Here is a 16,199-nt window from a genome sequence, read left to right as displayed (position 1 = left end):
GGTGGGAAAGCTTCAGATGACTGTCACGTGCCGCAGAAGGTTTGCAGGACTTCTTCTTCGGGCTTCGGCGGCTCCTGGTAGGCAGCAAAGTGCGGCTGGTCCTCGTAGGGTTTTGCGGTGACCTCGACGAGCGCCTCGAACAGCGAAAAATCGCCGTCGTTGGTTGCTGCTGCAATCGCCTGTTCGATGCGGTGATTGCGGGGGATGTAGGCCGGATTCACCGCCTTCATCGCGTTCGAGCGCGCCTCGGGCGTCGCCGTTTCGCGGGAAAGCCGTTGGCGCCAGTCCTGAAGCCATGGCTGGACCGTCTCGGCCGCGGCGAAAGTAGCGCTGAACGTCGCATCGCCTGCCGGATCGCGAGCACTGTCGCACAGCCGCCGGAAGGTGAGAGTGAAATCGGCCCCGCCCTTGTGCATGGCCGTCAGCAGTGCCTGCACGAGATCAAGGTCGCCTTCTTCGCTCGTGGCCAACCCGATCTTGGCCCGCATGCCGTCCAACCAATGGCGCTGGAAGATTGCGCCGTATTCGCCGAGCGCATCGTTGGCCAGTTCCACCGCCGTGTCCGCATTGTCGTCGAAGAGTGGCACCAGCGTCTCGGCGAGGCGCGCGAGGTTCCATTGGCCGATGCCGGGCTGGCTCGCATAGGCATAACGGCCGATATGGTCGATCGAGGAGAATACCTTCTTGGGGTCGTAGGCATCCATGAAGGCGCAGGGGCCGAAATCGATCGTCTCGCCGGATATCGTCATGTTGTCGGTGTTCATCACGCCATGGATGAAGCCGACATGCAGCCAGCGGGCAATCAGCTCCGCCTGGCGCGCCGCCACCGCCTTGAAGAAGGCGAGATAGGGCCGCTCATGGTCCTTGATCTCGGGATAGTGCCGGTCGATCGCGTAGTCGGCGAGGATCTTCACGGATGCCATGTCGCCGCGCGCGGCGAAGAACTGGAAAGTGCCGACGCGCAGGTGGCTCGCTGCAACGCGCGTGACGATCGCGCCGGGCAGGATCTGCTCGCGATAGACGGGCTGGCCGGTGACCACGGCCGCAAGCGCCCGTGTCGTTGGGATACCCAAGGCAAACATCGCCTCGCTGACGATATATTCGCGCAGCACCGGCCCGAGCGCCGCGCGCCCGTCGCCACGCCGCGAAAAGGGCGTTTGGCCCGGTCCCTTCAACTGGATGTCGCGCCGCGTTCCGTTGCGGTCGATCACCTCGCCGAGCAGGATCGCCCGGCCGTCGCCAAGCTGCGGCACGAAGGTGCCGAACTGGTGCCCGGCATAGGCCATGGCAAGCGGCTCGGCGCCAGCGGGCACACGGTTTCCGGAGAAGATCTGGGCACCTTCGCGCTCGAGCACGGCGACGTCGGGCCCGAGTTCCTCGGCGAGCGGCTTGTTGAGCTTGATCAGCCAGGGCTCCGCGACGGGCGTCGGCTCGACGCGCGCAAAGAACTGCTGCGGCAGCCGCGCATAGCTGTTGTCGAAGGCAAAGGCTTCGGCATTTCCGGTCGGTGAGGGGGGAGCATAGTTCATGATCAAGCGGTCAACGGCGTCTGCCGGGATTGCCCGGGGCCGTCCTTTCCGCTCAAGTCTACACGAGATCACGATGATTTTGCGCCGACCCGAGCAAAAATCATCGTGATCGATTCTTGGAAGTTGGAGCGGGATGCGGGCGGAAGACGCTCCGGCACCATGGCTTTTCGCGAGAGCGGCGGCGCCCTCCCGCGATCACTCGCGAGAGGGCCGGGAGGGCGAGGCCCCGTGCCTCAGGCGCTGAGCGCCGTCGGTGGAAGGCAGGCCTCGCAGATTGCCGCGATATGGCGATGATCGGTGCCGCAGCAGCCACCGAGGATGCGCAATCGTGGCAAATGCGCCGTCAGTGTTCTGTACCGCCGCCCAAGGTCGGCGGGATCGCCGGCATCGAGCGTTTCGCTGTCGTCGAGCTCGGCGTGGCTCATCATCGAGGCATTGGCCCGGATCCCGGCAATGCGTTGCGTCCAGCTGGCTCGGGCGTCGAGGACCGTGTCGAAATGGCTCGGATGGGCACAGTTGATCATGTAGTAATGCGGATAGCCGCCGGTCGCGGCGTCGACGGTCTCGACCGCAGCCTGAAGCGTGCGGCCGTCCGGCAGCCGACCATTTGTCTCCACCGTGAAGGAGATGGCTGAGGGCATGCCGTGGCTCTGAGCGGCCCGGGCGATGCCGATCGCTTCGTCGATGCTGGTCAGCGTATAGGCGCTGACCATGTCCGCCTCGCTGGCCGCAAAGGCCGAGATTTGCGCCGAATGATAGTCTTCGGCCTCGTCAGGGCTCATGCGGCCGAGACGGTAGCCGTCGCCACGCGGACCGATCGCTCCGCTGAGCACGATCGGTGCCTGCGGGCGCTCGTATTCGGAGCGCAGTTCCGAGAGGATGTAGATGGCATTCTGGTTTGTGACGGCCAGCGCCTCGTCATTGTAGCCGAGCTTGACGCCCCAGTCCGAGCTTGCCCGCCAAGTGGGCGTGTCGAGCACGAAGCCGGTGCCATGTTGTTGGGCGATCGCGAGATAGCGTGCGTAGTAGTTGAGCAGCCGCCGCCGCCCATCGGCGGTCGCAAGCAACACGAAGGCTGCGAAATGCGGAAGCGGGACGCCTTCGTGGAAGATCAGCGTCGTCTCCATGCCGCCGTCGCTTAAGAACAGCCCACCGTTCAAGAGTGGCAGGCTCCGTCGGTATTTGGCCATGTCGGTCTCCACCGTTTCAGTCTTGCTGATGGGTCCGGGGACGCCTCCTATCCCGTAGAACCAAGTAAATTACTGCCCTTTAATCATCTTCTAAACTAGACGACTTAAGGTATACTATTGCTAATATATCCGCATATTGTAGCGAAATCAGTAACTTACTGCGTTGGTTCCGTCACGGCGTCGCCGGCTGGTGGCCCCTTCGTTGTCGGAAACCGCACCAATGGTAGGGCACCGGCTAATGCGAAAGGGTGAGGAAACGCGGGCGAGGATCCTCGACATCGCGGAGGCGGCGGTGTTGGCGAAGGGTTTCGGCGCGACCTCGATCGATGAACTGATCGCCGAGATCGGCATTACCAAGAGCGGTTTCTTCTACCATTTCCGCGACAAGAACGAGCTCGCGCGGGCGCTGCTCGAGCGCTACATCGAGAATGACGAGCGCATCTACGACGAGATCTTTGGCCGGGCCCATCAATTGGCCGACGATCCGCTGCAGGCTCTCCTGCTCGGACTGAAACTGCTGTCCGAAACGCTGTCCGACCTGCCGAACGGCCACCCCGGTTGTCTGGTCGCGGTGATGTGTACCCAGGAACGCGCCTTCGATCGCGAGATCCAGGAGATCAACCGGCAGGCGGCGCTGATGTGGCGCCGGCGCTTCGGCGCGATGTTCGAGGAGATCATGCGCGTTTATCGGCCGCGCGAACCGCTGGATGTCGATCAACTCGCCGACATGGTTTCGACGGTGCTCGAAGGCGGCATCATTTTATCCAAGGCGCTGAAGCAGCCGGAGAGCCTGCCGCAGCAGTTGCTCGTGCTTAGATCCCTTCTCCGGCTGCTGTTCCAGCCGGCGACCGCCTGAGTCATGCCGCGCAAAAGAGCGCAGCGGTTTTCCGACAACAGAAAGAACGCCTCAATCGGCTTGAGGAAACGGATGCCTTATCTTTCCATTTCGAGCGCCAGAGCAGCGAGCTTGCGCACTGTGTTCAGGTTGCGGGCAGTGCCGGATTTCGCAGCCGGCAGCTTGAACTTCGAACGGCCGGAACCGTTCGGAAAATGGATGTAGATTTCGCTCCCAGCCAACCGCGCTTCCTCGCCATCCGGCGCGACGAGCTTGTCGAGTGCGTCCGCTGGTGCGGGCTGCGAAAGGAAGACGACGTGAAGCAGGTTGGGTTGGGCGCCCGGGAACGGCGCGCGATCGGCGATCGCCTGCAATTGCGCGCCGGTCCGGATCATCACGCCCGGCGCCTTCCCGAGTTTTTCCTGAAGGGCGCCGTCGAGCATCGCTGCTACCTTCTCTGCCGGCAGATCCGAGCGGAACAGCACGTTGCCGCTCTGGATGTAGGTCTTGACGTCGGCAAAGCCGAGCCCCTCGCAGATCGCCTTGAGGTCGGCCATCGCCAGCGGTGTCGTGCCGCCGACATTGACGGCACGGAGCAGGGCAACATGGACGGGCATGGCGGGACCTCCTGGAATCTCATGGGGTAGAGCGGGATGCGGGCGGAAAACCGCGAACACTTTTCCTCATCCCCCTCCGGTTACACCTTCCCGGCGACCTTGATGGCGAAGGCATATTCGAAGGCGATCTCTTCGAGCCGTTGGAAGCGTCCCGAGGCACCGCCGTGGCCGGCGTCCATATTGGTCTTCAGCAGAATGGGCTCGCTGCCGGTGGTCTTTTCGCGCAGCCGCGCCACCCATTTCGCCGGCTCCCAATAGGTGACGCGCGGATCGGTCAGGCCACCGAGCGCGAGGATCGCCGGGTAGGACTTTGCGTCGACATTGTCGTAGGGCGAATAGCCGGCGATGATGTCGTAGAATTCACGGCTTTCGATCGGGTTGCCCCATTCCGGCCACTCCGGCGGGGTGAGTGGCAGGGTGTCGTCGAGCATGGTGTTGAGCACGTCGACGAAGGGCACGGCGGCGATGATGCCGGCGAACTTCTCCGGTGCCATGTTGGCGATCGCGCCCATCAGCATCCCGCCGGCCGAGCCGCCCTCGGCGACGATCTTCGCGTAGGACGTGAACTTCTGTTGATTCAGATAGTCAGCGGCGGCGATGAAATCCTTGAAGGTGTTGGTCTTCTTGGCCATCTTGCCGTCTTCGTACCAGGCAAAGCCGCGATCCTTGCCGCCGCGGATATGGGCGATGGCATAGACGAAGCCGCGGTCGGCAAGCGACAGGCAATTGGTGTTGAAGCCGGCCGGAATGGTGATGCCGTAAGCGCCGTAGCCGTAGAGCAGGCACGGCGCCGAGCCGTCGAGCGGCGTGTCCTTGCGGTAGAGCAACGTCACCGGTACCTCGGTGCCGTCCCAGGACGGGGCGAAGACGCGCCGGGTGACATAGTCGTCCGGGTTGTGGCCGGAGGGCACCTCCTGGGTCTTGAGCAGCGTGCGCTCGCGCGTCGCCATGTCGTAGTCGAAGAGCTGCGATGGCGTCGTCATCGACGAATAGGAGAAGCGGATGACGTTGGTGTCGTATTCGGCGGCACCGGAAAGGCCGAGCGAATAGGCCTCTTCCGCAAAGGCGATCGCATGCTCTTCGCCGGTCTGCCGGTCGCGGATGACGATCTCCGGCAGGCCCTCGCGCCGCTGCAGCCAGACGAGATGTCGGGCATAGGCCATGTGGCTGAGGATGAGCGTCCCCGGCTTGTGCGGTACGACCTCGCGCCAGTTTTCCTTGCCCGGCGCATGGACCGGTGCCTCGACGATCTTGAAGTCCTTGGCGCCGTCGGCATTGGTCAGGATGTAGAAGACGTCGCCGCCTTCGGTCATCGAATATTCGAGCCCGGTCACGCGTTCGGCGACGAGCTTCGGTTCGGCCGTCAGGTCGCTGGTCGAGAGCAGCCGGTATTCGCTGGTCTCGTGATCGTGGATGTCGATATAGATGAAATCGTCGAGCAGCGAACCGCCGACCGACATGAAGAAGCCCGGATCGTCCTCTTCGTAGACCAGCCGGTCGTCCGCCTGGCTGGTGCCGAGCACGTGATGGAAGATCTTCGACGGGCGATGGTTGTCGTCGAGCACGGTGTAGAAGAAGCTCTTGCCATCGGGCGCCCACGCGCCGCCGCCGCCGGTATTCTCGATCACGTCGGCCAGATCTTGGCCGGTGGCGAGATCGCGGACCCTGAGCGTGAAGTATTCCGAGCCCTTGTCGTCGTAACCCCAGATGCCGAGGCTGTGGTCGGTCGAATGGTCGAGGCCGGCGAGGCGGAAATAGGCCTTGCCTTCCGCCTCCTTGTCGCCGTCGAGCAGCAGTTGCCGGATCGCCTCATCCTTGTGGTCGCCGTCGCGGGGAATGCGGAAGTAGCGCGGCTGCTCGCCGCCGGTGACATAGGCGTGGCCATAGGCAAACGGGCCGTCCTTGACCGGTATCGAACTGTCGTCTTCCTTGATCCGGCCGCGCATCTCGGCAAACAGGGTCTTTTGCAGCGGCTTCGTGTCGTCCATGGCCGCGTTCATGTAGGCGTTTTCGGCTTCCAGATGCTTGCGGATTTCAGGGTCGAGGATCGAGGGATCCCGGAACATCGCCTGCCAATTGTCCGCGCGCAGCCAGGCGTAGTTGTCCGTGCGGGTAATGCCGTGGCGCGTATCGCTCACCGGCTTTTTCGCGGCGACGGGAGCTTTGGGGAGGTTGCTGAATACGGACAAGATGCGTCTCCGGGATCGATGCGGCGGGAGACAATGAGATAGAGAGCCTGGCGATAGCGATCAAGCGCAAAGGCAGCAGCGGCCGACTGTTCGCCGTTGTCTGCGGATTGCCTTCTCCCCATGTCGTGGGGAGAAGGCATTTCCTCTTACGTCGGAGCCTTGATCTTTCGACGATATTCCTCGACCGGCAATCCCCCGATGCCCCAGTCTTCGAGCGCCACCTCGTCGATGACGACGAAGGTGGTGGCCGGGTTCTTGTCGAGAACGGTGGCAAGCAGGTCGGTGACGCCCTTGATCAGGGCCGCCTTCTGTTCGGCCGTTGCACCTTCCCGGGTGATCTTTATGTTCACATACGGCATGTGGCCTCCCTTATTGCACGGGTTTGATGTCGTAGTGGAAGACCTTGGCGATGATCTGCCACCGGCCGTCTACGTAGACGAGAGACAGCAGGTCGATAAAAGCCTTGTCGCCGATGGCGCATTGCACTTTCGCGAGCGCCGTCACCGGCCCTGCGAATTCGATCGAAAGGATACGGTCGGCGCGCTCCTCGCCACGGCTGGCCGGCGAAGGGCGTCCGTCGACGATCGGAAAGTACCTGTCCATGTCAAGCTCGAGCAGGATATCGTCCGTTGCCGTGGCGTAGAGCGCCTTCGGATGGAAGACCCGTCGGAGAATGCTCGTGTCGCTCCGGTAGAGTCCGTCGAAGTAGTGGTAAAGCACCTCGACGACGGCGGCGAATTGGGGATCGGTCGACGGGCCGCTCATGCCGCGATCAGCCCCTCGCTCTGCATGGCGGCACGCACTGCCGGCCGTTCGCCGATCCGTTGCATATAGGCTTCAAGATGCGGCCAGGGGGCGAGGGAGATGCCGGTGGTGCCGCTCCAGTTGACGACGGTGAAGAGATAGGCATCGGCGACCGAAAATTCCGCACCGAGCAGATAGCGGCGCCCGTCGGCGAGCAGGCTTTCGATATTGCCGAAGCGTTTGGCCACTTGCTCCTTTGCTGCCTCCTTTGCCTCAGCGCCTGCCGCGCCGTTGAACAGCGGCGAGAACGCCTTGTGCAGTTCGGACGAGATGAAGTTCAGCTGTTCCTGCAGGCGGGTGCGCTCCAGCGTGCCGTTAGCCGGCGCAAGCTTTGCCTCCGGAAAGCGGTCGGCGATGTATTGCACCACGGCCGCACCCTCGGTGACGACATCGCCGCTCTCCAGCACCAGGGCCGGTACATAGCCCTTGGGGTTGATTGCCTTGAAATCGGCTCCGGCTTCCGTGAGATGCGTCTTCGTATCGACCCTGACGATCTCGAAGTCGGCGCCGGCTTCGCGCAGGCTGATATGAGGGGAAAGCGAGCAAGCGCCGGGGGCGTAATAGAGCTTCATGAGCAAGTTCCTTCCTGAAATGACTGCCCCTTGTCGGGGACGGCGGAACCTAAGCGGAAGCGATAACCTTTGTATATTAGATAACCTTATGTTACCTCCTTTTCCGGTTTCCCGTCGGTAACTGGAAAATTTTGTCGATGAGCTTGAAAATTCGGAAAAATCGGGCCCCGGCCCTGCCGCCCAGTTGCCCGGTGGGCGAGTGCATGGTGCTGCTCGGCGGCGCCTGGACGCCGAACATCCTCTGGTCCTTGAGCGCAGGCCCGCGCCGCTTCAGCGAGCTCAGGATCGACGTTCCCGGCATTTCGGCAAAAGTCCTGAGCACACGGTTGAAGGAGCTCGAGGAGAAGGGGGCGATCGACCGGCGGATTGTCCCGACGTCGCCGCCCTCGGTGGAATACAGCCTCAGCGATCTCGGCCAGGAGTTCATTCCAGCAATCCACGCCATCGTCGAGGTCGGCTACCGGCTGAAGCAGCGGCGTGCGGCCGAACAGTTGCCTGCCGAAGCCGCGGCGCCAAGTGCCGCACCCGCTACCGGTGGCGCGTGAAAGCTACCAACGCCCTTTCAGCGATTGCGCGGCGTGCTCGATGAATGCCCGGACCTTCGGGGTTTCCGCCTGGCGGTCGGCAAAGCAGGCATAGAAGTCGAAGGGCTCGTGGTCGGTGTTGGCCACCCCCTCGCGTGGAAGGCCGCCGAACAGCGGCACGAGCTGACCGCGCTCGATCAGCGGCGCTGCGATGAAGGCGCCGAGCCGCGCGATGCCGGCGCCGGCGATCGCCATTTCCGCCAGCGTATCGATGTCGTTGCTGACGATCGTCGCTTTCAGTTCCGGCTCGAAGCGCAGGCCGTCGCGGGTGAATGCCCAGCGAAAGATGCGCCCATGCCCGGCATAGCGATAGACGAGGCAATCGTGGTGGATGAGGTCTTCCGGCCGTTGCGGACGGCCACGTCGCTCTAGATAGGACGGCGCTGCGCAGATCATCATCGGCACTGACGCAAGCTTGCGCGCGATCAGGCCCGGTTCCAATTGCAGGCCGAAACGCACGCTGATGTCGATACCTTCGCCGATATGGTCGATCTCGCGGTCGGTGACGACGAGTTCGATCGAGACATCTGGATACTTTGCAGCGAAGGACGGCACCAATGGCGCCACCACATGGCGACCGAAGGCGACGGAGGAGGCGATCTTGAGCGAGCCACGCGGCTCGGCGTTGAGCGCGGAGACGGCCGCTGCGGCGAGCTCCAGCTCATGAACGACGCCGCGCACCCGCTCGTAATAGAGCCGGCCGCTCTCGGTGAGACCGAGCTGGCGTGTGGTTCGGCTGAGAAGCCGGCTGCCGAGCGTTCGCTCCAGGCGCGCGATGTTCTGGCTTGCCGAGGCCGGGGTGATCCCGAGCTTACGCGCGGCCGCGGCGATGCTGCCTTCCTCGACGCTTCTGACGAAACTCTCCACTCCGCGCAACGTGTCCATAAGCCCATCCATCGAATGCTTGCGTCTATTCGATAGTTTTGCCTATTTCTGAAGGAAGCTGCAATGGCCTACTTCGCTAATCCGCTATCCGTATAGTGCGCTCCGAAGCGAGGGGATGGTCCTCTCGGTCATCTCGGGAGAGCTTCTGATGGAAGATACCCTATCGGCTCCGCGGATCGCGCGTCGCCGCAAGCTGCCGCCCCGGGCGGCGCCCGTCGCCTTTGCCTTCTTCATGTCGGCGATCATGGCGTTTCTGATGTGCTGCGTCATCGTCGTCGCCAATACGGGGATTGATGCCGGCTATCCGGCCCGCGTGCTCAATTCCTACGGCTTGGCGATGCCCGTCGCCTTCATCTGCGTGCTGCTCGTGCGACCGCTGGTTGCCAGGCTCGTCGGCGTCGTCTGCCACCTGCCCGGCTGAGCAAAGCACCGTCCCGGAAAGCCGGGACGGGCAGGCCTGTACATCGCGATCGGATGAAGCGGCCGCAGCGCCCGAAGCGGCTGCGGCCGGCGCGTTGCCGCAAACTCCATTCGTCTGCGGTCCGGGAGAGAGGTCAGGCGACCAGCTTGAGGCCGATGCCCCAGGGGTCGATGAGGCTGTAGCCATCGCCGGCGCGGCTGACCGGAATTTCCAGCGCATCGAGCTTGACCAGCGCCGCCGTGCGTTCCGCCGGGTCCTTGTACTGGATCGTGTAGTCCGAAAGCCCGGTCATGTGGCCTTCGCGCTTCGGGGCGCCGCGCGAATTCCAGATATTGGCGGCGACGTGGTGATGGTACTTGCCCGCGCCGAAGAAGCTGGCGCCCGGATAGCGGGCCATCAGCCCGAGACCCAATACGTCGCGGAAGAAGGCATCGGCCTGAGGAATATCGGAGACCTGCAGGTGGATATGGCCGATGGCGGTTCCATCGGCCATGCCGTCCCAGTCGCCCTTGGGCGCTTCATCGTAGAGTGCCTGGAGATTGAGCGGCAGCGTGTCCATGCCGACGGTGCCGTCGGGCTTGAAGCTCCATTCGGAGCGAGGCCGGTCACGATAGACCTCGATGCCGTTGCCTTCGGGATCGGCGAGATAGATGGCTTCGCTGACCAGGTGGTCGGAGGCGCCCTGCAGCCGGATGTTGTTGTGCGCGGCGTGGGCCAGCCAGCGAGCGAGTTCTTCGCGGCTCGGTAGGAGAAAGGCGTTGTGGAAGAGACCCGGCGCATTGCGGGGTGCCCTGGCGGCGTTGCCTTCGGTCGTCAGGCTGAGGAGCGGACGGCCGGCAACGCCGAGTGTCTCGCCGCTCTTGCTCGTTTCGATCGGCTTCAAACCGATGATCTTCTGGTACCAGGCCGAAACGACGGGCAGATCCTGGACGACCAGATGTGCGCAGTCGACATGCGCCGGCATGGCAATGGCGTGGTCGGTCGGGATAGCTGTCAAATCTGCCTCCTCGGGCGTCGAACTGCAGCCGGTCTGCCGGCCCAGTTGCGTTGAAACTGTTGCCCGGAATATGGGCCGGCGCGTCCGTTCACGGAAGCCCGTCAGTCGCTTGATGTTGTGTTCGATGAGCGTTGACAGTGGTTGCCGTCGCCCTACCTCCATTTGAGTAGGGTCACGCGAGCGCGGCGCTTTCGATTTGATTTCAATCAAAGCCGGGAAAGCGGTCGGGGCGCAATCTCCAGACGAGGGATTCGCCCGCCACATCCGGTGCGGCGATCCGTGAGGGCAACAGAAGGAGTGCAGCATGTACAAGAAGATCATCGTCCCGATTGCCATGGACCAGCTCGAGCACGGTGAATCTGTGCTGGGCATTGCCGAGAAGCTGATTGACGAAGGGGGCGAGATTGTTCTGCTCAATGTCGTTGAGGATCTGAACGCCTATGCGCAGGGCTATATGATCGTCGATTTCCCGCTGGAGATGGTCGAGGAGTCCCGCAAGCAGGCAAAGAAGACGCTCGAGGACATGAAGACCAAGCACGGGATCAGCGGGCGTGTCGAAATTCGCACCGGCGGCGCTGCTGGCACCATCAACGCCTTCGCGAGCGAAGAGAATGCCGATTTGGTGATCATCGCCTCCCACCGGCCGGGTCTGATTGATTACTTCATCGGCTCGACCGCCAGCCGCGTGGTCAGCCATTGCCCCTGCGCCGTACTCGTCGACCGGTAATCTGCCAACAATAAGAGCGGCTGCGGCGCGATCTTGCGCCGCCACCGCCGAGGAGTCTTCAGATGGACAAGTTTGCGCTTGACGATTTTCGCAGCCGCCTCACTCACCGCAAGGAGGAGCTGCAGGGGCGACTGGTCAAGATCGAGCACGATCTCGATCAGCCCATGAACGCCGATGTACCGGATCGCGTGACCGAGCGGGAAGACGATGAGGTTCTGGAGGGCCTCGGTCTTGCCGGCCAGGAAGAGATCCGCGCGATCGATGCGGCCCTCGACCGGATCGCCGCCGGCACCTTCGGCACCTGCGTCCGCTGCGGCCTGCCGATTTCGTCAGCGCGCCTGCAGGCCGTTCCCCATGCGCCGCTCTGTCAGGAATGTGCGGCGGAAGTTACCCGCGGTGCAAGATGATCCATCGAACGATCGCCGCGCCAGCGGCGGCGAACTTCCGATCGTCATCTTAGTTCCAGCTTCAGTCTCGGCAGAAAGCGTCCCGGGATGACGGTCGATGCGATGACGGCGTCATCGACGGCGCCCATGTGGCGATAGAAATCGGCAGCGCCCGGGTCGGCGTCGATCGTCATGACCGTGGCGCCACGGTTGATCGCCGCCTCGACACACCAGTCGAAAAGGCTTCGGCCAATGCCGGCGGCGCGGGCGTCCGGCTCGATGAAGAGCTTGTCGAGTTCGGCGATCTGGCCATGGGAGCGAACCTGCGCCAGACCGAGGATCCGTTCACCATCGACGGCGATCTGCAGATCGGAAACCTTCCAGTCTTCGGCCGTCAGCGTCAACGCCGGACGACACGCCTCCAGGAAGGCGGCGTCGTATCCCCATACGGCTTTCGACCGCAGGCAGAGGTCGCTGAGCGCGGCCGCCAGTTGCGGCTGCGGGGTGCGTAAGATTGGCATCGTCCTCCTCCCGATCGGCACGTCATCCTGCGCGCCCCATGTGGTCGTGACCGGGCGCGCAAACAAGGTTCCAGCACCTCGCAAACATGTCATGCGATTGTTGTAATACGTTGCAAAAGTTGATGCTTTCGGCACGCCACCCTATCTTTGCGGCAGCTCGGGGCTGTGGCAGGATGACGATGGCGGCGCGACAGCTACGGGGCGTGCGACGGAAAGAAGGACAGAGACCCGGGGAGAGGGACTGCGTGGAATTTGCTGGCGTCAAATGGAACTATGACCGCTCGGAACTGATTGCCGACGGCATCGTGCACGGCATCGGCCTTGCCGCCGCGCTGGTCGGTGTCACCGCGTTGATCTTCTATGCGACGCTCTGGAGCACCAGTGGCCAGCTTGCCGCCGCCGCCGTCTACGGGGCGGGGCTGCTTGCGACCCTCTCGATTTCGTTTCTCTACAACCTCTATCCGATTTCGCGCACCAAATGGTTCCTGCGCCGTGTCGACCATTCCTCCATCTTCATCCTGATCGCGGCAACCTATACGCCGTTCCTGCAGCGCGGCGTGGACGACCCGTTCCTGTTCGTGATGCTGATCGGCATTTGGGCGATCGCCGCCCTCGGCGTTGCGATCAAGTGTCTGTTTCCCGGCCGGTTCGACCGGCTGGCGATCCTGCTTTATCTCGCCATGGGCTGGAGCGGCGTACTCGCCGCCGGGCCGCTCCTGTCGACGCTGACGGCAACGACGCTGGTACTGATCCTGATCGGCGGAATCATCTATTCCGCCGGCGTCATTTTCCATGTTTGGGAAAAGCTGCGCTTCCAGAACGCGATCTGGCACGGCTTCGTCGTGACCGGTGCGGCCGTGCATTATTCGGCCGTGCTGACCTGCTATAGCGCCGCATCCTGAACCGTGGTCAGTTTGGCGCTTCGCCCGCAACGGCAGCGACAGGCGGATGCTGACAGCCTTCCGATGGCCTCAGCGCTTCCGCCATGCGTGAGATCACGCCGTCGAAACTGGTGAGCCGGCTCTTGCGGTACTGCAGGCGGAAATAGGCGGCGCTGCCGTCGCAGAGAGCGATGGCGCGCGTATAAAACACCTCTTTGCCACGGACCCCCGAAAAGCTTGCCCAGGCGGTCGTCACGCGCGAATAGGCGATGCGCCAGTCGCCCTCGCGCTCGTAGCCGATGCGGTCGTTGACGTCGGTTTCGAAGTCGCCATCCAGCAATGTGCTGCCAAAGACCGAAAGGGTCGCGCCATTGTCGTTGGCATGGAAGCTGGCGCCGTCGCCATTGTCTCCCTGGCTCTGCAACTCGAAGCCAGGCGGTATGTCGAGCACGTAACCGAAACGCGCATTGGCATAGGGTACCCAGTCGTCGGCGGCCGTCGCTGCCAGGGCCGACGAGAGCAGGAGAGTGAGTGCTGTCAGTATGCGCAGCATGCGGACCTCCTCTCGCTTGCTTGACAGATAGTCTAGATAGCGCGGCCTCGGCTCAGGGCCTGTCCCTGATGGAACACCAGACCCCATGCCACTCCTTCCGCGCGTCGGTGTCAATCCTCGGTAAACGTCATCGCATGGCCGTTGAGGCAATAGCGAAGTCCCGTCGGCGGCGGGCCATCCGGGAACACGTGTCCGAGATGGGCGTCACAGTCGGCACAGCGGATCTCCATGCGCACCATGAAGTGCGAGCGGTCCTCGATTTCCCGGATCGCCTGGTCGTCGATCGCTGCGAAATAGCTCGGCCAGCCACAGCCGGAATCGAACTTGGTGTCCGAGCGGAAAAGGGCCCGGCCGCAACAGACGCATTCATAGGTGCCGGTCCGCTTGTTGTTGAGGAAAGGGCCGGTGAACGGACGCTCGGTACCCTGCTGCCGGGTGATGCGGTATTGTTCCGGCGAGAGCATGGCCCGCCATTCCGCATCGGTCTTCACCACCTTGGGCGTCTTTACGGTCGTCATGAAAGATCTCCTGTCGTTGCGCCGACTATATAGGAATGCTGCCGGAAGCGCGCAATTGACGTGTCTCGGAGGCGACGCGGCGTAGGTCAGGCGATCTCCCTGCGGATCACCGTCGGACCGGCCCCGCGCCGGCGTTTGCTGTTGTTGTAGAAGGCGATGAATTCCGATGCCGGCAACGCCTTGGAGAACAGCCAGCCCTGGCCGTACTGCACGCCGCGCTCGATGAGATAATCGGCTTGCTCCTGCCGCTCGATGCCCTCGGCGACGATGTAAAGGTCGAGCGACTTGGCGATGTCGATGATATGCGGCGTGATCGAGCTGGTGGCGGAATCCGTTCCGATTGTGTCGATGAAGGACTTGTCGATCTTCAGTGCATCGAGCGGAAGCTCCTGCAGATATTGCAGGCTCGAGTAGCCGGTGCCGAAGTCGTCGATCGCCACCGAGTGGCCGCGCCGGCGGGCTTCCTCGATCGTCGCGCGAGCCGATTTCACGTCCATGAAGCCGCGCTCGGTCGCTTCCAGCCAGATCTGCTGGGTCACTATGCCGGTGTTTTCCAGTGCTGCCTCTATCACCGGTAGGATGCGCCCTGATTTGATGTCATCGGCGGCGAGGTTGACGGCAATGTGCAGCGAGCGATCCGCAAGGAGCATCGTTCTCAGTTCGGCGACCATGGCATGGATGACTTGGTCGGTGATTTCTTCGATCAGGCCATTCTCCTCCGCCAACGGGATGAAGAGATCGGGGCGGACCATTTGCCCATCGGGCCGCCGCCAGCGCACGAGCGCTTCCGCGCCGACGCAGATGCCGGTCTTTAGTTCGATCAGCGGCTGATAGTGGACGATGAACTCGCGCCGCTGGACGGCGATCGAGAGCTCTCCGAGCGGCGAAAGGCGGCGCCGCGACGTCCAGACGACGAGACCGACCATGAGTGCTGCGACCAGGGCGCCGACCGGCAGGAGCAGCAGCCGCTCCCGGTCCATGTCGTTGAGAATGGAGATACCGGGGGCGCTGGCAACGGCAATCCAGTTTGCGCCCCGTGAGGTTGCGAACAGGTCGTCGCCGTCACTGCCGGTTTTGGGAAGATCGGCGAGCCGCGCTGTAAGCGACGCGTTCGGATTGTTCAGAGTGCTGATCAGCACACCGTTTTTCGTGGCCACCGCAAGCCGGGTGCCGGGCTCCGCAATCACGTCGACGAATCGAGCCGGATTGGTCAGCACGGTGTAGGAGCGATATCGAAACGCCGTCATGGGGGTGCCGGTACTGATCGTCGGATACATCCGCGGGATGACTTCGACGCCGTTGCTCGCGAAAAAATCGGCGGACGGAGAGCGGGTGAGACGGCGCGGCGGGTAGCCCCACGACGTGCACCTCAGCAGCCCGTTCTCGAAGTAGCCGATATCCTCGATGGAGGTCGTGTTGACGACGAGCGAGCGCAGCGCTGCGATGTGCGTCGACATGCACGGCGGCATGTCGAACCGGTCGGCGACCTTCAGCGCCCGGGAGGCCTCCTCGAGCGCCGCATCGGCGCGCATGATGGCGTAGTCGGCAAGGCGCGAAAGCCGCATCTGCTCGCTGCGCACCGCGATCGACCAGGAAAGATAATAGGCCGCCAGCATCGGCAGGATCGCGCCGAGTGCAGCCAGGATACTGGCGATGACGACTATGCGAGATCGTTCCAAGCAGGCCTCGCCCGTGATCGTTGTGTTCTTCAGTTCATGCTGCTTGCGGCAGAAAGACGGTCGATGAGCGAGCCTGCGGGTTGGCAGATATCGTCGAAGGCAGACGTTGCGAGCAGCCGTCGGTTTTCGCCGGCCCGGCGATCCAGGCTTCGTATTATTTTGAATTGAAGAAGCCTTTACGTACAACTACCACGTCTTATTGTCCCGATTCCAGGGCGTTCGATCCTGCTGCGACGACAAGTGAATATTATGCTAACAGCATTTTAATTGTAGTCGGTGGCCGCCGCATGAAACGAACGAATCTGATAGTG

19 protein-coding genes are annotated in these 16,199 nt (G+C 62.9%); 6 read left to right on the top strand and 13 right to left on the bottom strand.

The window, feature by feature from the left end:
• Positions 1 to 23: 23 nt before the first annotated feature.
• Together AC0C6X_RS00295 and AC0C6X_RS00290 are read right to left on the bottom strand one after the other, a co-directional pair.
• Positions 24 to 1,529 carry a protein adenylyltransferase SelO gene (locus tag AC0C6X_RS00295; RefSeq protein WP_472951283.1) on the bottom strand — a complete coding sequence of 502 codons (1,506 nt, stop codon included), beginning with the start codon at positions 1,527 to 1,529 and terminating at the stop codon, positions 24 to 26.
• A gap of 233 nt (positions 1,530 to 1,762) precedes the next feature.
• Positions 1,763 to 2,719, bottom strand: coding sequence for a homocysteine S-methyltransferase family protein (locus tag AC0C6X_RS00290; protein WP_173515922.1), 957 nt, complete (start codon positions 2,717 to 2,719; stop codon positions 1,763 to 1,765).
• 238 nt (positions 2,720 to 2,957) lie between these two features.
• On the opposite strand from AC0C6X_RS00290, the gene AC0C6X_RS00285 reads away from it, so the two are divergent.
• Complete coding sequence (locus AC0C6X_RS00285; protein WP_173515923.1) at positions 2,958 to 3,575, top strand: TetR/AcrR family transcriptional regulator; 618 nt, start codon at positions 2,958 to 2,960, stop codon at positions 3,573 to 3,575.
• Positions 3,576 to 3,652: 77 nt separating this feature from the next.
• Here AC0C6X_RS00285 and AC0C6X_RS00280 read toward each other — a convergent pair whose 3' ends face one another.
• From AC0C6X_RS00280 to gstA, 5 genes are all read right to left on the bottom strand, one after another.
• Positions 3,653 to 4,171: a DUF1697 domain-containing protein gene (locus AC0C6X_RS00280; protein WP_247957934.1), complete on the bottom strand. Its 519-nt coding sequence runs from the start codon at positions 4,169 to 4,171 to the stop codon at positions 3,653 to 3,655.
• Between the two features lie 80 nt (positions 4,172 to 4,251).
• Complete coding sequence (locus AC0C6X_RS00275) at positions 4,252 to 6,360, bottom strand: S9 family peptidase (RefSeq protein WP_472951280.1); 2,109 nt, start codon at positions 6,358 to 6,360, stop codon at positions 4,252 to 4,254.
• A gap of 146 nt (positions 6,361 to 6,506) precedes the next feature.
• On the bottom strand, positions 6,507 to 6,719 hold the full coding sequence (locus tag AC0C6X_RS00270; protein ID WP_472951278.1) for a tautomerase family protein: 213 nt from the start codon (positions 6,717 to 6,719) through the stop codon (positions 6,507 to 6,509).
• A gap of 10 nt (positions 6,720 to 6,729) precedes the next feature.
• On the bottom strand, positions 6,730 to 7,125 hold the full coding sequence (locus AC0C6X_RS00265; RefSeq protein WP_472951276.1) for a nuclear transport factor 2 family protein: 396 nt from the start codon (positions 7,123 to 7,125) through the stop codon (positions 6,730 to 6,732).
• Complete coding sequence (gstA, locus tag AC0C6X_RS00260) at positions 7,122 to 7,736, bottom strand: glutathione transferase GstA (RefSeq protein WP_173515928.1); 615 nt, start codon at positions 7,734 to 7,736, stop codon at positions 7,122 to 7,124. The genes AC0C6X_RS00265 and gstA overlap by 4 nt, the downstream gene beginning before the upstream one ends.
• 137 nt (positions 7,737 to 7,873) lie before the next feature.
• Between gstA and AC0C6X_RS00255 the strand changes: the two genes are divergently transcribed.
• Positions 7,874 to 8,281 (top strand): winged helix-turn-helix transcriptional regulator, encoded by a 408-nt coding sequence (locus tag AC0C6X_RS00255; protein ID WP_173515929.1) that lies wholly within the window; start codon positions 7,874 to 7,876, stop codon positions 8,279 to 8,281.
• Between the two features lie 3 nt (positions 8,282 to 8,284).
• Here the strand turns inward: AC0C6X_RS00255 and AC0C6X_RS00250 are convergent, their stop codons facing one another.
• The gene (locus tag AC0C6X_RS00250) at positions 8,285 to 9,205 is read right to left on the bottom strand and encodes a LysR family transcriptional regulator (RefSeq protein ID WP_247957929.1); all 921 of its coding nucleotides are present in this window, start codon (positions 9,203 to 9,205) and stop codon (positions 8,285 to 8,287) included.
• A 148-nt stretch (positions 9,206 to 9,353) separates the two neighbouring features.
• Between AC0C6X_RS00250 and AC0C6X_RS00245 the strand changes: the two genes are divergently transcribed.
• Complete coding sequence (locus AC0C6X_RS00245; protein ID WP_472951273.1) at positions 9,354 to 9,626, top strand: DUF2798 domain-containing protein; 273 nt, start codon at positions 9,354 to 9,356, stop codon at positions 9,624 to 9,626.
• A 133-nt stretch (positions 9,627 to 9,759) separates the two neighbouring features.
• Here AC0C6X_RS00245 and AC0C6X_RS00240 read toward each other — a convergent pair whose 3' ends face one another.
• Positions 9,760 to 10,590: a VOC family protein gene (locus AC0C6X_RS00240; protein ID WP_472951825.1), complete on the bottom strand. Its 831-nt coding sequence runs from the start codon at positions 10,588 to 10,590 to the stop codon at positions 9,760 to 9,762.
• Between the two features lie 337 nt (positions 10,591 to 10,927).
• Between AC0C6X_RS00240 and AC0C6X_RS00235 the strand changes: the two genes are divergently transcribed.
• Positions 10,928 to 11,350: a universal stress protein gene (locus AC0C6X_RS00235; protein WP_173515933.1), complete on the top strand. Its 423-nt coding sequence runs from the start codon at positions 10,928 to 10,930 to the stop codon at positions 11,348 to 11,350.
• A gap of 62 nt (positions 11,351 to 11,412) precedes the next feature.
• A complete protein-coding gene (locus AC0C6X_RS00230) occupies positions 11,413 to 11,757 on the top strand; it encodes a TraR/DksA family transcriptional regulator (RefSeq protein ID WP_173515934.1) in 345 nt (114 codons plus the stop codon).
• A gap of 44 nt (positions 11,758 to 11,801) precedes the next feature.
• Here the strand turns inward: AC0C6X_RS00230 and AC0C6X_RS00225 are convergent, their stop codons facing one another.
• A complete protein-coding gene (locus AC0C6X_RS00225) occupies positions 11,802 to 12,257 on the bottom strand; it encodes a GNAT family N-acetyltransferase (protein ID WP_173515935.1) in 456 nt (151 codons plus the stop codon).
• Between the two features lie 245 nt (positions 12,258 to 12,502).
• Here AC0C6X_RS00225 and trhA point away from each other — a divergent pair, with 245 nt between their 5' ends.
• The gene (gene trhA / locus AC0C6X_RS00220) at positions 12,503 to 13,159 is read left to right on the top strand and encodes a PAQR family membrane homeostasis protein TrhA (protein ID WP_173515936.1); all 657 of its coding nucleotides are present in this window, start codon (positions 12,503 to 12,505) and stop codon (positions 13,157 to 13,159) included.
• Positions 13,160 to 13,166: 7 nt separating this feature from the next.
• Here trhA and AC0C6X_RS00215 read toward each other — a convergent pair whose 3' ends face one another.
• The 3 genes from AC0C6X_RS00215 to AC0C6X_RS00205 form a co-directional block, all read right to left on the bottom strand.
• A complete protein-coding gene (locus tag AC0C6X_RS00215) occupies positions 13,167 to 13,691 on the bottom strand; it encodes a hypothetical protein (protein WP_173515937.1) in 525 nt (174 codons plus the stop codon).
• 110 nt (positions 13,692 to 13,801) lie between these two features.
• The gene (gene msrB / locus AC0C6X_RS00210; protein WP_472951269.1) at positions 13,802 to 14,209 is read right to left on the bottom strand and encodes a peptide-methionine (R)-S-oxide reductase MsrB; all 408 of its coding nucleotides are present in this window, start codon (positions 14,207 to 14,209) and stop codon (positions 13,802 to 13,804) included.
• An 86-nt stretch (positions 14,210 to 14,295) separates the two neighbouring features.
• Positions 14,296 to 15,888 (bottom strand): EAL domain-containing protein, encoded by a 1,593-nt coding sequence (locus AC0C6X_RS00205; protein ID WP_472951267.1) that lies wholly within the window; start codon positions 15,886 to 15,888, stop codon positions 14,296 to 14,298.
• Between the last annotated feature and the right edge of the window lie 311 nt (positions 15,889 to 16,199).

The organism is Ensifer sp. VA4 (genome assembly GCF_055710065.1).
This window is presented reverse-complemented; position numbering and strand designations above follow the sequence as displayed.

Bases quoted from the DNA above. Each gene is read 5' to 3' on its own strand.
- AC0C6X_RS00295 (WP_472951283.1), bottom strand. From the start codon at position 1,529: ATGAACTATGCTCCCCCCTCACCGACCGGAAATGCCGAAGCCTTTGCC.
- AC0C6X_RS00290 (WP_173515922.1), bottom strand. From the start codon at position 2,719: ATGGCCAAATACCGACGGAGCCTGCCACTCTTGAACGGTGGGCTGTTC.
- AC0C6X_RS00285 (WP_173515923.1), top strand. From the start codon at position 2,958: ATGCGAAAGGGTGAGGAAACGCGGGCGAGGATCCTCGACATCGCGGAG.
- AC0C6X_RS00280 (WP_247957934.1), bottom strand. From the start codon at position 4,171: ATGCCCGTCCATGTTGCCCTGCTCCGTGCCGTCAATGTCGGCGGCACG.
- AC0C6X_RS00270 (WP_472951278.1), bottom strand. From the start codon at position 6,719: ATGCCGTATGTGAACATAAAGATCACCCGGGAAGGTGCAACGGCCGAA.
- AC0C6X_RS00265 (WP_472951276.1), bottom strand. From the start codon at position 7,125: ATGAGCGGCCCGTCGACCGATCCCCAATTCGCCGCCGTCGTCGAGGTG.
- gstA (WP_173515928.1), bottom strand. From the start codon at position 7,736: ATGAAGCTCTATTACGCCCCCGGCGCTTGCTCGCTTTCCCCTCATATC.
- AC0C6X_RS00255 (WP_173515929.1), top strand. From the start codon at position 7,874: ATGAGCTTGAAAATTCGGAAAAATCGGGCCCCGGCCCTGCCGCCCAGT.
- AC0C6X_RS00250 (WP_247957929.1), bottom strand. From the start codon at position 9,205: ATGGACACGTTGCGCGGAGTGGAGAGTTTCGTCAGAAGCGTCGAGGAA.
- AC0C6X_RS00245 (WP_472951273.1), top strand. From the start codon at position 9,354: ATGGAAGATACCCTATCGGCTCCGCGGATCGCGCGTCGCCGCAAGCTG.
- AC0C6X_RS00240 (WP_472951825.1), bottom strand. From the start codon at position 10,590: ATGCCGGCGCATGTCGACTGCGCACATCTGGTCGTCCAGGATCTGCCC.
- AC0C6X_RS00235 (WP_173515933.1), top strand. From the start codon at position 10,928: ATGTACAAGAAGATCATCGTCCCGATTGCCATGGACCAGCTCGAGCAC.
- AC0C6X_RS00230 (WP_173515934.1), top strand. From the start codon at position 11,413: ATGGACAAGTTTGCGCTTGACGATTTTCGCAGCCGCCTCACTCACCGC.
- AC0C6X_RS00225 (WP_173515935.1), bottom strand. From the start codon at position 12,257: ATGCCAATCTTACGCACCCCGCAGCCGCAACTGGCGGCCGCGCTCAGC.
- AC0C6X_RS00215 (WP_173515937.1), bottom strand. From the start codon at position 13,691: ATGCTGCGCATACTGACAGCACTCACTCTCCTGCTCTCGTCGGCCCTG.
- msrB (WP_472951269.1), bottom strand. From the start codon at position 14,209: ATGACGACCGTAAAGACGCCCAAGGTGGTGAAGACCGATGCGGAATGG.